At 74.3% G+C, this 12,672-nt stretch carries 10 protein-coding genes; 4 read left to right on the top strand and 6 right to left on the bottom strand.

Going from position 1 to position 12,672, the window contains the following annotated elements:
• Positions 1-53 precede the first annotated feature (53 nt).
• The 4 genes from ABZ464_RS47085 to ABZ464_RS47070 all read right to left on the bottom strand — a co-directional run bounded on the left by ABZ464_RS47085 (position 54) and on the right by ABZ464_RS47070 (position 3,807).
• Entirely contained in the window at positions 54-1,142 is a 1,089-nt protein-coding gene (locus tag ABZ464_RS47085; protein ID WP_359288157.1) for a hydrogenase expression protein HypE, read from the bottom strand.
• A 64-nt stretch (positions 1,143-1,206) separates the two neighbouring features.
• Positions 1,207-2,982, bottom strand: a complete 1,776-nt coding sequence (locus tag ABZ464_RS47080; protein WP_359288155.1) for an enoyl-CoA hydratase-related protein — start codon at positions 2,980-2,982, stop codon at positions 1,207-1,209.
• A gap of 323 nt (positions 2,983-3,305) precedes the next feature.
• Positions 3,306-3,563, bottom strand: a complete 258-nt coding sequence (locus ABZ464_RS47075; RefSeq protein ID WP_359288153.1) for a hypothetical protein — start codon at positions 3,561-3,563, stop codon at positions 3,306-3,308.
• Positions 3,550-3,807 (bottom strand): DUF6400 family protein, encoded by a 258-nt coding sequence (locus tag ABZ464_RS47070; protein WP_359288151.1) that lies wholly within the window; start codon positions 3,805-3,807, stop codon positions 3,550-3,552. Before ABZ464_RS47070 ends, ABZ464_RS47075 begins: the two co-directional genes overlap by 14 nt.
• A gap of 120 nt (positions 3,808-3,927) precedes the next feature.
• Between ABZ464_RS47070 and ABZ464_RS47065 the strand changes: the two genes are divergently transcribed.
• Entirely contained in the window at positions 3,928-4,320 is a 393-nt protein-coding gene (locus ABZ464_RS47065) for a metalloregulator ArsR/SmtB family transcription factor (protein WP_359288149.1), read from the top strand.
• Complete coding sequence (locus tag ABZ464_RS47060; protein ID WP_359288147.1) at positions 4,317-4,802, top strand: SRPBCC domain-containing protein; 486 nt, start codon at positions 4,317-4,319, stop codon at positions 4,800-4,802. The genes ABZ464_RS47065 and ABZ464_RS47060 overlap by 4 nt, the downstream gene beginning before the upstream one ends.
• On the opposite strand, the gene ABZ464_RS47055 is transcribed toward ABZ464_RS47060, so the two are convergent.
• Positions 4,792-7,275 (bottom strand): SpoIIE family protein phosphatase, encoded by a 2,484-nt coding sequence (locus ABZ464_RS47055; RefSeq protein WP_359288145.1) that lies wholly within the window; start codon positions 7,273-7,275, stop codon positions 4,792-4,794. The two genes, ABZ464_RS47060 and ABZ464_RS47055, sit on opposite strands and share 11 nt — an antisense overlap.
• 126 nt (positions 7,276-7,401) lie before the next feature.
• On the opposite strand from ABZ464_RS47055, the gene ABZ464_RS47050 reads away from it, so the two are divergent.
• A complete protein-coding gene (locus tag ABZ464_RS47050) occupies positions 7,402-9,477 on the top strand; it encodes a SpoIIE family protein phosphatase (RefSeq protein WP_359288143.1) in 2,076 nt (691 codons plus the stop codon).
• On the opposite strand, the gene ABZ464_RS47045 is transcribed toward ABZ464_RS47050, so the two are convergent.
• Positions 9,464-10,168: a GNAT family protein gene (locus ABZ464_RS47045; RefSeq protein WP_359288141.1), complete on the bottom strand. Its 705-nt coding sequence runs from the start codon at positions 10,166-10,168 to the stop codon at positions 9,464-9,466. The genes ABZ464_RS47050 and ABZ464_RS47045 overlap by 14 nt on opposite strands.
• A 256-nt stretch (positions 10,169-10,424) precedes the next feature.
• Between ABZ464_RS47045 and ABZ464_RS47040 the strand changes: the two genes are divergently transcribed.
• Positions 10,425-12,581: an FUSC family protein gene (locus tag ABZ464_RS47040; RefSeq protein ID WP_359288139.1), complete on the top strand. Its 2,157-nt coding sequence runs from the start codon at positions 10,425-10,427 to the stop codon at positions 12,579-12,581.
• The last annotated feature ends 91 nt before the right edge of the window (positions 12,582-12,672 follow it).

The following is a 12,672-nucleotide window of genomic DNA, read 5'->3' as shown; positions in this document are numbered from 1 at the left end:
GGGGGGTGCACGAAGCAGAAGCGGGTCACGCGGGGGTCAGGTGCGGGAGGGCGTCACCAGGGCGGCCGGTAGCCGGTGGTGATCTTCTCGCCGCTCCGGCGCCACTTGGGCTCCTTGTCCACCGTCTTCGCGGTGATGTCCCGCAGCTTGCGGATCACGGCGCCGTACGCGCCGCTGGCCGTGCTGGAGACCTTGGCGCCGGGGGGTTCGTCCATGAACGGCATGAACTTGTCGGGGAAGCCGGGCATGGTGCAGGCGATGCAGATGCCGCCGACGTTGGGGCAGCCGCCGACGCCGTTCATCCAGCCGCGCTTGGGCACGTTGCACTTGACGACGGGGCCCCAGCAGCCGATCTTCACCAGGCACTTCGGCGAGTCGTACGACTCCGCGAACTCGCCCTGCTCGTAGTAGCCGGCCCGGTCGCAGCCCTCGTGGACGGTGGCCCCGAACAGCCAGGTCGGACGCAGCTTGTCGTCCAGCGGGATCATCGGGGCGGAGCCGGCCGCCTGGTAGAGCAGGTAGGTGAGGGTCTCTGCGAAGTTGTCGGGCTGGATCGGGCAGCCCGGGACGCACACGATCGGGATGCCGGCGTGGGACTTCCAGTTCCAGCCCAGGTAGTCCGGGACGCCCATCGCGCCGGTCGGGTTGCCGGCCATCGCGTGGATGCCGCCGTACGTGGCGCAGGTGCCGATGGCGACGACGGCGAGGGCCTTGGGCGCGAGGCGGTCGATCCACTCGCTGGTGGTGATGGGCTGGCCGGTCTCCGGGTTGTCGCCGAAGCCGCACCAGTAGCCCTCGGGCTTGATCGCCTCGTTGGGGACGGAGCCCTCGACGACCAGCACGAACGGGTCGAGCTCGCCCCGCTCCCCCTTGAAGAACCACTCGATGAACGTGTCGGCGCCGCCGACCGGACCGCAGTCGAAGTCGATCAGCGGCCAGTGCACCTGGATCTTCGGCAGGCCGGGCAGCACACCGAGGACGATCTCCTCGATGCTCGGCTGCATGGCCGCGGTCAGCGCGACCGAGTCGCCGTCGCAGCTCAGCCCGGCGTTGATCCACAGGACGTGGATCGTGGGTGTCTCGTCGGCGGGCGCGCCTGTGGCGTCCGCAGCGCCGGCCGTGTTCGGCGTCGCCTGGCTCATGGGGACCGCCTCCTGGGGAGGTAAGGGATGAAGGCCTGCATTTCGGCCATCAGGATTCTTCGTATCAGCGGTTCGGCCCGAGTGAGACACCATCGGGGGCCATTCCGGTGACATCGGCGGCAGAGGGGGTCGGCCCGCTGTGCGCAACCGGGGCGAGGTGGGGCGGGGTGCGGGCGGGGCGCTTCTTGTGGACGAACGCCCGGCGCAGGGCGTGGTACGGGGCATCGGGGTCGTCGAAGGTCTCCCGCATCCGGGCGAGCTCGCGTTCCCGGAAGACGGACAGCGGGGTCAGGCTCTGCAGCCGGTCCAGTTCCGCCTTCTTCGCCGTGATCCGGGCCGCTGTCGCGGGCAGGGCGGCCAGGCGCGCGGCGAGCTCGCCCACCTCCTGGGCGAAGGCGTCCGGGGCGCGGTCGACGACCCGGTCGACGAGCCCGAGGCGGTGGGCGCCGGTCGCGCTCACGGGGAGGGCCTCGGCCATGAGCCGTTCGGCGACTGCGGGGCCGACCCGGCGCGGGAGGGTGTGGGTCCAGTACTCCGAGCCGTACAGACCCATCAGCCGGTAGTGGGGGTTCAGCACGGCCCCGGAGCGGCACCAGATCTCGTCCGCGGCGAGGGCGAGCATCACGCCGCCCGCCGCCGCGTTGCCCGCGACGGCCGCGACGGTCAGCCGGTCGGTGGTCGTCAGGACCGCTTCGACCAGGTCGTCAATGGCGTTGATGTTGGCCCAGGACTCGGCGGCCGGATCGGCGGCGGCCTCGATCACGTTGAGGTGGATGCCGTTGGAGAAGAAGTCGCGCGCGCCGCCCAGCACCAGCACCGAGGTGGGCCGCTCGCAGGCCCCCCGGTAGGCGTCGAGCAGGCGCCGGCACTGCTCGGTGCTCATGGCGCCGCCGGGGAAGGAGAAGGACAGGAAGCCGACGGTTCCGTCCTCCCGGTAGCGGATGTCCGTCCAACGGCGCTCCCGGGCGTCGGGCAGCCGGGGCGGGGTGTGGTCGGGCAGCGGCGGCAGCCGGTCGCCCAGGGCACGCACCGCGGGCAGTTTGAACGTGGGCGGCGCCCCACGCAGCCGCCGGAGCCTCAGCTCGGGGATCCACACGGCGCCGTCGGCGGTGGCCCGGCAGATCGCCCCGGCCCGGGTGGCCAGCAGTTCGCCGGGGCGGCCGCGCAGCGCGTCCTCGGGGTGCCCGCCATGCAGGTACCACTCCTCGCCGAACAGCACGTCCAGCACGCCGGGCTGGGAATCGGCCGCCCGCAGCTTGCGCAGCACGGTCCGGGTGGAGTCCCCGGCCCAGTCGATGTGCCGGACGCCCTGGTCCAGGTACGGTCGCGTCCGCAGCCGGGGGTCGGCCGCGCCCGCCGGGTCCTGCCGGAGCGGTACGTACGTTCCGTCGGCGAAGCGGTCCACGGCGAGCAGGACGGCGCGCAGCGCGGCGTCGGCGATCTCGCCCCGGTACAGGTCGCTCTTGGCCACCTCGGGGACGGGGCAGGGCACGCAGGCCCACACGTCGCCGGCGTCCATCTCCGCGTCGGCCTGGAGCACGGTGACGCCCCACCGGTCGTACCCCTCGTGAATCGCCCAGTCCAGGGAGGACGGTCCCCGGTCCCCGACGGGGCCGGGGTGGACCACAAGACAGGGGCGGGCCGTCCACACCTCCTCGGGGATCGCCGTCCGCAGCATCGGGGCCAGGACGAGGTGCGGTGCGTGGCGTCGTACGGCGTCCGGCAACGAGCCGTCCGGCAGGGCGAGTTCGACCGCCACCGAGTGGCCGCGGTCGCGCAGCTCGGCGTGGACGCGCTGGGTGAGGCTGTTGAACGCGCTGGCTACGAGCAGGATGTGCACGGCTGCCTCCGGGCGGACGGGCGGCAGGCGGGGAGGACCGCCGAGGGCGATCCTCCGTCAGGTCCGTCCGCCGCCCCCGGCGACAGACGGCCGGGTCATCCGAAAGCGGGCGCGGCTCGGCCGTCCGGGCTCACGGTCCGGGCGGGGCAAGGCAGGGCAGGGCAGGGCAGGGCAGGGACGGCGTACGTGGTCCACGGCCGCAGGCGGTGCGGCGGCCGGCATCGCGGCGGCGCGCGGTGCCGTACGCGACACACGGCCGGCGTGCGGGGCGCGGGGCGGCATGCGGGGCGCGGGGCAGCGCGCGGGGCGGCGGCCGCCCGGCTTCACTCGCGGCGCAGGCCGCTGGTGATGCGCTGCCAGGGGGTGCGGGTGGCGCCGAAGTGGGTCTCGTGGTCCCAGACGTGGGTGCACGACGGGCACTGGAGATGGAGCAGGCTGCCCACGTTGGAGAGCAGATAGCGCCAGTGCGAGGAGCAGGTGCGGCGCTCCGCGCAGGTGGCGCAGCCCTGGTGGTCGTTGCAGCGCGGGCAGGCCACCCAGGCGCGGCGGCCGGGGTCGGCCTGCGGGTCAAGCGGCAGCATGCCCGTCTCCCCTGGGCGGGAGCACCCCCGCCGCGACGAGTTCGTCGTGGATGCGCTGCTGCTCGGGGCTGAGGCCGGAGTAGAGCAGTCCGTACGCCGCCTCCTCACCGCGCAGCGCCTCGACGGGGTCCCAGTCGGCGCCGAGCGCGTCCATGACGTGGGCCCGCCGGAGCATTTCGTGCGCGCCCAGGTCGACGGACCAGTCGAACGGTTCGCCGGAAGGGGTGGGGCCGTGGTGGGACATGTCTTCGAACGTAGGGAAGCGTTCCTCGCTCGGGCAAGAGCAGGTGGGGGATGTCACAGCAGGTCGGAGCGGTGCCGTTGCGCTTGCGGGGCTCCGTGGGAGGGGTTAACGTACAACCAAATGGTTGTAGATGAAGGTGCTGCCGAAAACCTGGACCGGCTCTTCCACGCCCTGGCGGACCCGACCCGCAGGGACATACTCCGCCGCTGCGCCGACGAGGGTCTGTCGGTGTCGCGGCTGGCCGCCGGTTACCCGATGAGCTTCGCCGCGGTGCAGAAGCACGTGGCGGTGCTGGAGCGGGCCGGGCTGGTCGGCAAGCGGCGGCGCGGGCGGGAGCAGCTCGTGCGCACCGAGCCCGACGCCCTGGCCCGGGCCCGGCAGGCCCTCGACGACCTGGAGGCGCTGTGGCGCGGCAGGGTGGAGCGGATGTCCGGCCTGCTGGCGCGCGCCCCCCGTACGGAAGAGACCGGAGAACGGCAGGCACACCGTCCGAAGGAAGGACCGGACCGATGACCGTGACCAGCATGGACAAGGACTTCGACCGCCTCACCCTCACCCTCGTCGCCGACTTCGCCGCCCCCGTCGAGCAGGTGTGGGAGCTGTGGGCCGACCCCCGCCGGCTGGAGCGCTGGTGGGGACCCCCGACCTACCCGGCGACCGTCGAGCACCACGAGCTGACCCCCGGCGGCGAGGTCGCCTACTTCATGACGGGCCCCGAGGGAGACAAGCACCGCGGCTGGTGGCGTGTCGCCTCGGTCGCCCCGCCCACGTCCCTGGACTTCACCGACGGCTTCGCCGACGAGGAGGGGAAGCCGAACCCCGCCCTGCCGACCATGAGCGTGCGGGTGCGGCTGACCCCGCACGGGGACGGCACGCGTATGGAGATCCGGTCCGCGTTCGAGACCCGCGAGCAGCTGGACCAGCTGGTGGAGATGGGCATGGAGGAGGGCCTGCGGGCGGCCGTCGGCCAGATGGACGGGCTGCTCAGCGGCTGATCTCCTGCTCGGCCCAGATGATCTTCCCCTCGGGGGTGTAGCGGGCTCCCCACCGATGGGCCAGCTGGGCCACCAGGAACAGACCGCGGCCCCCCTCGTCCAGGCTCCGGGCGTGCCGGAGCCTGGGGGCCGTGCTGCTGGCGTCGGAGACCTCGCAGGTCAGCCGGGTGTCGCGGAGCAGCCGCAGCCGGATGGGCGGCGTCGCGTGGCGCACGGCGTTGGTGACCAGCTCGCTGACGATCAGTTCCGAGGTCATCGCCAGCTCCGCCAGCCCCCAGGCCTCGACCTGGCGGGTCGCGCCGGCCCGGATGTCGGCGACGGCGGCCGGGTCCGCGGGCACGTCGAAGGAGACGACCCGGTCGGGGCCCAGGGCGTGGGTGCGGGCGAGGAGCAGCGCGATGTCGTCGGGCTGCGGCACGGGCACCAGGCGCCGTACCGCCGAGGTGCACAGGGTCGCGAGGTCGCTGCCGGACCGGGCGAGCAGGGCGCCGAGCCGGTCCATCCCGCGCTCCATGTCCTGGTCGGAGCCTTCCACGAGGCCGTCGGTGTACAGGCCGATCAGGCTGTTCTCGGCGAGTTCGATCTCGGTCGCCTCGAACGCCATTCCGCCGAGACCGAGCGGGGGCCCGGCCGGGGGCTCCGGGAAGGACACCTGACCGTCGGGGGTGACGACGACGGGGGGCGGATGCCCGGCGCGGGCCATCCGGCAGCGCCGGGTGACCGGGTCGTAGACGGCGTAGAGGCAGGTGGCGCCGAGGAACGCGGTCGTGCCCTGCGCCACCGCCGTGTCGTCGGTCCCGTCCGCGCTCAGCCGCAGCACCAGGTCGTCCAGGTGGGCCAGCAGCTCCTCGGGGGGCATGTCCATGTCGGCGAGGGTCTGTACCGCCGTGCGCAGCCGGCCCATGGTCGCGGCGGCGGCGATGCCGTGCCCGACCACGTCGCCGACGACGAGGCCCACCCGGGCCCCGGACAGCGGGATCACGTCGAACCAGTCGCCGCCCACCCCGTCGCTGGGGTCCGCGGGCAGATAGGAGGAGGCCACCTCCAGCGCGGTGCCGCCGGAGAGGGCGTCGGGCAGCAGACTGCGCTGCAGGGTGACGGCCGCGGTGTGCTCCCGGGTGTAGCGGCGGGCGTTGTCGACGCACAGCGCCGCTCGCGCGACCAGTTCCCGGGCGAGCAGGACGTCGTCGGGCCCGAACGACACGGGGTTGACCGAGCGGATGAACGTGGTGAGGCCGAGCGCGGTGTACCGGGCCCGCATCGGCACGGAGATGAGCGAGTGCAGTCCGAACTCGCGGATGGTCGCCGCCCGCGCGGGCTGCTGGGTGGTCCACAGCTCGTCGGAGGGGTCGAGGACGGGGATGAGGATCGGCTCGCCCTCGATGAGGAGGCGCGCGTCGTGCGGCGGGGGCAGGAAGTCCACCGGGTCGCCGACCTGTGCCACGGCCTCCGGGCAGCCTTCACGGACCGAACTCATCCCGGCGCGGCGCATCGCCGGCCTCGCGGGCGCCGGGCCGGCGTCCGTCAGCCACGCGCCGTGCCCCTCGGAGCTGAGCACCGGCTCCAGGAGGTCCACGACGACGAAGTCCGCGAAGCGGGGCACGGCGAAGTCGGCGAGCTCCTGGGCCGTGCGCAGCACGTCGAGACTGGTCCCGACGAGCGTGCCGGCCTCGTTGACCAGCGACAGCAGCCGACGGGCCGTCCACCGCTCGGTGACGTCCTGGACCATGTAGCAGACGCCGGTGACGGCGCCCTCGGAGTCGACCAGGGGGAAGAAGGACGTGGAGTAGGCGTGCCGGCGGTGCGGATCGGCCCGGCTCCACCCCAGGTACTCGTGGTCGGTGACCGGGGCCCCGGACTCCAGCACCTTGCGCATCAGCCCTTCGAGGGTGGTGGCCTGCAGACCGGGCAGCAGCTCGCTGAGCCGGTGTCCGAGCCGCTGTTCCCGGGGCACCCCGCCCCAGCGTTCCAGCGTGTCGTTCAGCCACACATAGCGCAGCTGGAGATCCATCACCGCCATCCCGACCGGGGAGCGGGTGAGGAACCCGTCGAGGACGGACTGGCCGACCGTCCCGAGCGGGCCGCGGGAGCGCGCCGAGATCAGGAAGCACTCGTCCTCGCCGATCCGGAAGGACGCGGAGACCCGCAGGTCCACCTCGAGGGCGCGGCCGTCGTGGTGCCGTACCGACAGCCGACCGCCCCACCCCATGCCCGCGCGGCAGTGCGCGGCGACGCCGGCCACCCGGGCCGGGTCCCCCGGTGTCGCCACGAGATGCCCGGCGGAGCGGCCCACCACATCCGCCGCCGGACGGCCGAGCAGCGCCGCGGCGCCCCGCGTCCAGCCGACCACGACGCCGTCCGCCCGCACGACCGCCGCCGCGTCGGTCGACGCGTCGAGGGCGTCGTACGGCTGCGCCGGAGCGGCGCCGGACGCTTCTCGCGCAGCGTCCATGGCTTCTCGCGCAGAGTCCATCGGGCCTTCCTTTACACGACCCATCGTCCTGCTTGTCCGACGGATGCGCACGGGCGCGTGCCGCGAACCCCCGGGCGCTTTCCGGACGCCCCCGGCGGGGGCAGCATGGAGGGGAGGAGGTTGGCGATGACAGCCGAACCCTTCCCGTCCGCGGAGGACGTGTACGGCACCGAGTGGGCGCAGGCGCCCCCGCCCACCGGTCTGCTGGATGTCCTGAGCGTGTCCGCGATGGTGCTGGACGCCGACGGGCGGATCGTGTTCTGGACCCCGCAGGCGGAGGAGCTGTTCGGTTACACCGCCGAGGAGGCCCTCGGCAAGTACGCGGCGCGGCTGTTCATCCACTCCCGGCACCTGAAGGCCGTGGTCAGGCTGTTCACGGAGGTGCTGCAGACCGGCCGGAGCTGGGCCGGCACCTTCCCCATCCGGCACAAGGACGGCAGCAGCCGGATCATGGAGTTCCGCAACATGCGGCTCCAGGACGACCTCGGCGACGTGTACGCCCTCGGGATCGCCGCCGACCACACACTGCTGCAGCGTGTGGAGACCGATCTCGCGCTGTGCGAGCGGCTGATCAGCCAGTCCCCGATCGGACTGGCGCTCCTCGACCCCGATCTGCGGTACCTGCTGGTCAATCCGGCGCTGGAGCGCATCGACGGCATCCCGGCCGAGGAGCACATCGGCCGCCGGCTGCGGGAGACCCTGCCGCTGCCCGACGTCGAGACCATCGAGTCCGCGCTGCGGCAGGTGCTCACGACCGGGACTCCGCTGCTCGACCAGTACCACGTGGGCCGCCCGCCGACCGATCCCGAGCGTGAGCACGCCTGGTCGCTCTCCTTCTACCGGCTGGAGGACCCCGGCGGGCGGGTCCTGGGCGCGGCGGCCTCGGTCGTCGACGTCACCGAACGGCACCGGGCGGCGGCCGAGGCCGACCGGGCCCGGCGGCGGCTCGCCCTGATCGCCGAGGCCTCCACCCGGGTCGGCACCACGCTGGAGGTGGGACAGACCGCCCGTGAGCTGGCCGAGATCGCCGTCCCGCAGCTCGCCGACGTGGTCGCCGTGGACGTCCTCGACTCCGCGCTCGCCTGCCGCCGCTCCCGCCGACCGGACGACGGGCCGGAACTCTTCCGCGCCCTCGCCCTCAAGGCGGCCCATCCGACCGTGGCCCTGCGCGCCGCCGACGCCCCCGGGGACGTGACGGCGTACGACGGCGACCGTCTGGTCACCCTGTGCGTCCACACCGGCCGGCCGGTCCTGGTGCGCCATGTCGGCGCGGCCGACATCCCCCGCATCGCCCGGGACGCCGAGGCCGGTTCCCTGCTGGCGCGGGCCGGTGTCCACTCGTATCTCGCGGTGCCGCTGATCGCCCACGGCGAGGTGCTGGGCGCCCTCGACCTCAAGCGCACCCGCAATCCGCTCCCCTTCGACGAGGACGACGTCGTCCTGGCCGGTGAGCTGGCCGGCCGGGCCGCCGTGGCCATCGACAACGCCCGCTGGTTCGAGAGCGTGCGCAACACCGCGCTCACCCTCCAGCGCAGCCTGCTCCCCGACCATCCGCCGCACCACGCGGGGCTCGACCTGGCCTCCCGCTACCAGCCCGCCCAGGCCACCAGCGAGGTCGGCGGCGACTGGTACGACGTCATCCCGCTGACCGACGACAAGACCGCGCTGGTCGTCGGGGACGTCATGGGCAACGGCATCGACGCGGCCGCCACGATGGGCCGGCTGCGCACCGCCACCTGCGCCTACGCGGACCTCGATCTCGATCCCGGCGAAGTGCTCCAGCACCTGGACAAGATCACCTGCGATCTGGAGCACTACATCGTGACCTGCCTGTACGCGGTGTACGACCCCCGCACCCGGCGGTGCCGGATCGCCAACGCGGGACACATGCCGCCCGCGCTGGCCGCCCCCGGCCATGCCCCCGTGCTGCTCGACCTGCCGGCCGGCGCCCCCCTCGGCGTCGGCGGAATCCCCTTCGAGACCACCACGACCGACCTCGCGCCCGGCGACGTACTCGTCCTGTACACGGACGGCCTGGTCGAGACCCGGCACCACTCCATCGACGACCGTCTGGACGTGCTGCTCACCTTCCTGGACGAACCCGACCGGCCGCTGGAGGAGATCTGCGACCTGCTGCTGTACGGCCTGCGCCATCCCGACGACCACGACGACGTGGCGCTGCTCGTGGCTAGGGCGCTGTAGCCGCGGGCGGGGCGCCGAAGCAGCGGCGGGGCGGGGTCGCGCAGGTGTGCCGCAGCCAGCGGGCGTCGATCACGCGGCCGTTGCCCAGCCGGTGCCGGGGCGGCCCCTCGGCCGGGACGAATCCGGCCCTGCCGAGGGCTTCGGCGCTCGCGGTGTTCGCCGGTTCGTACCCGGCCCGCACCGAGTCGAGTCCCAGGTGGTCGTGCCCGAGCAGGGCGGCGGCCCGGAACAGCTCCGCGCCGAGCCCGAGGCCACGGGAGTGCGGGGCCAGCCAGCCGCCGATCTCGCCGGTACGGGGGTCCAGTTCCGTGTACCCGGCGTATCTGCCGTCGTCGAGGCGGACGCCGACCAGGACGTCGGCCTGTTCCGGGCGGGGCTCGAAGGGCCGGGCCAGCAGGGCCGGGATGCCCGGGAGCACGGGCCGCCCGCCGGCGTCGGCGGGGCGCAGCCCGACCAGGGCCTCGCGGACGCCCGCGTCGGACAACACGCCGAGGTCGTCCCAGCCGAGCCAGCGCTGGGCCTCGGGGTCGGCGCCGGCGGCCCGGCAGACCACGAGGTCCAGATGGTTCTCCGGGGTGTAGAGCAGGAGGTGTTCGGTGCGCAGGGTGTGCCGGCGGTGCCCGCACGTGCCGGGCAGGGGAAGCCTGTGCTTGGGCGCCCCCCGCCCGTGAAGCAGCCGTGACCAGATCATGGGTCCCCCTCGATCGTCTTCCCCGAGACACTCCTGCTGCTGTGCGTCCGCGTAAGGCAGCGGGTGAGTGGACCGCCGGGGCGGCCCGTCACCGGACGGCTGCTCGGGCCCATGGTCCCGCATGCCCGCTCGGGGGCCCATGGTCCCGCACGGCTGGGCTGCGGCCCGCACGGGGGCGGCCGACAATGGGGTGGCGGGGCGCGTGTCCGGCCCGCCCGCGATGCCTCGGGGGCGTCGGCCCGAGAGGAACGTGCTCATGCGCGCCGAGTCTTCGCCGACCGCACGGATCGGGGCCTTCCTCGCCGGAGCGGGGTGGACGGGGATCCTGCACCGGTCGGTGCGGGTGACGGTGGCCTCGGCCACGGGCTTCTACGTCTTCCTGTACGGCCTCGACGAGCCGGTCCTGGCCCTGTACGCGCTGTTCGCGCCCATCGCCCTCGGGCTGCTGTCCGCCGTCCCCGGCTCCGGGCGGCAGCGCGCCGAGGTGATGCTGAAGGCGCTGCCGGTGGGCCTGGCGCTGGTGGCGCTGGGGACCGCGCTGGCGGTACGGACCTGGGCGGCGGTGCTCGGGATGCTCGTCGTCGGCTTCCTCCTGGCCTTCGCGGCCGTCGCCGGACCGCGGCCGGCCGGGGCGGCGCCGGGGCTCCAGCTCTTCTACATCCTGGCCTGCTTCCCGCCGTACGCACCGCAGACGCTGGGGCTGCGGCTGGCCGGGCTCAGCACCGGCGTGGTGCTGCTGGCGCTGTGCGAGGTGGTCCTGTTGCCGCAGCCCGGGGGCGCCACGTACCGCTCGGCCGTCGCGCGGGCCGTGGTGGTCGCGGGCGACACCCTCGCCGGCCGGACCCGTCTGCCGCCGGGGGCGCTGCGCGCCGAGGGCGAGCGGCTGCGGCTGTCGGTGTTCCCGCCCGCCGAACGCCCCGCGGGCCCGGGCCGTGCGGTGCGGGGCCTCGCCCAGGCCGGTTCGGCGGCCCGCCGGCTGCTCGAACAGCTGGCCCATCTGACGGAGACCGGGCAACTGCACAACCTTCTCGGCGGCGGCCGGCACAGCGACCGTGCGTCGCGGTGGCTGTTGCCGCAGGTGGCGGCCCGGTGTGCGGACAGTGCCGCGGCGCTGCGCGCGGGACGGGCGGCGCCGGCCCCGCAGCGGCTGGACGAGGCGATCGGCGCCTTCCAGCGGATGCGGATGCGGCAGGGGGCGAAGACCGGCGCCGAGGGGCCGGGGGTGGTGGCGGTGCTGCGCCGGCAGGCCGCGCTGCTGGGCGTGGCCGAGTCGGTGCGCGCGCTGGAGATCTCCGTACGGGTCGGCCTCGACGGGCGGCGCACCGCGCCGATCGAGCCCCGGGAGCTGTTCTGGTACACCGACGCGCCGACGGTCCGGCTGTGGCTGCGCCGGTTCGCCGGCAATCTGACGGTCCGCTCGGTGCAGTTCCACAACGCGCTGCGGATCGCCCTCGCCCTCGGCGCGGCACGGCTGGTGGCCGGGTCGCTCGATCTGACCCACGGGTTCTGGGTGCTGCTGGCGGTGCTGACGCTGAGCAGGACCACCGTCGGGGAGACCTGGGCGGCCATGCGGCAGGCGGTGGCGGGCAATCTGGCGGGGGCGGTGGCGGCGGGCGCCCTGCTCATCGGTCTGGGCGAGCACACCGACGCCTACGCGGCGATCCTGGCGCCGGGCATGCTGGTCGCCTTCTCGGTCGGGCCGCTGCTCGGCATCGCCTGGGCGCAGGCGCTGTTCACCCTGGTCGTGGCCACCGCGTTCGCCCAGATCACCCCGGCCACCTGGCGGCTCGCGGAGGCGCGGATCGTGGACGTGGTGACGGGCAGCCTCATCGGTCTGCTTTGCGCGCTGCTGGCCTGGCCGTCCGGTGCCCACCGCGAGGTGCGGCGGACCATGGCGGAGCTGCTGCGTGACTGCGCGTCGTTGATCAGGGCCACCGTCGCGGCGCTGGCGGCGGTGCCGCCGGGCTCGGCGCCGCCCCCGTCGACGCTGCACGCCCTGCACCGGATGCGGCTGGCCGAGTCCGCGTACGCGCAGTTCCGCAGCGAACCGGCCGCCCGGGCGGCCGCAGGCGCCGACTGGCACGGCGTCCTCATCGCGACGCATCAGATCCTGCTCGGCGCCCACTGGCTGCCCCGCTTCGACCTGCCCGCGACCGGTCTGCCCCCGGACGCCGTGGCACGGGCGTGGGCCGATGCCCGGGCGGCGGCCGGGACGGTCGACCGGCTCGCGGCGCTGTGCGACGGGGAGCGGCCGCCGCCGAAGGCGTCGCGACCCGCGGCCGCGCCCGCGTCGACACCGCCCCTGCCGACCCTCGTCGACCTGGAGGCCTGGCTGATGAGCCTGCGGGCCCAGCTCTCCCGGGTCGAGGCGGGCCTGCCGGGTCCGGGCGGCCCGCACGAGCGCGGAAGCTAGGGCCTGTCCGGCGGATCAAGTCGCAGGAAAGCAGCGGCGCCTTGTAAGCGCAGGTGAGCGGGGCCCGGTGCGTCCAGCTGCAAGGCGGAGG

The sequence above is a fragment of the Streptomyces sp. NPDC005820 genome, from assembly GCF_040630255.1.
Lineage (GTDB): Bacteria > Actinomycetota > Actinomycetes > Streptomycetales > Streptomycetaceae > Streptomyces.
The sequence above is the reverse complement of the archived record's forward strand: the minus strand, read 5'-3'. Positions and strand labels throughout refer to the sequence as shown.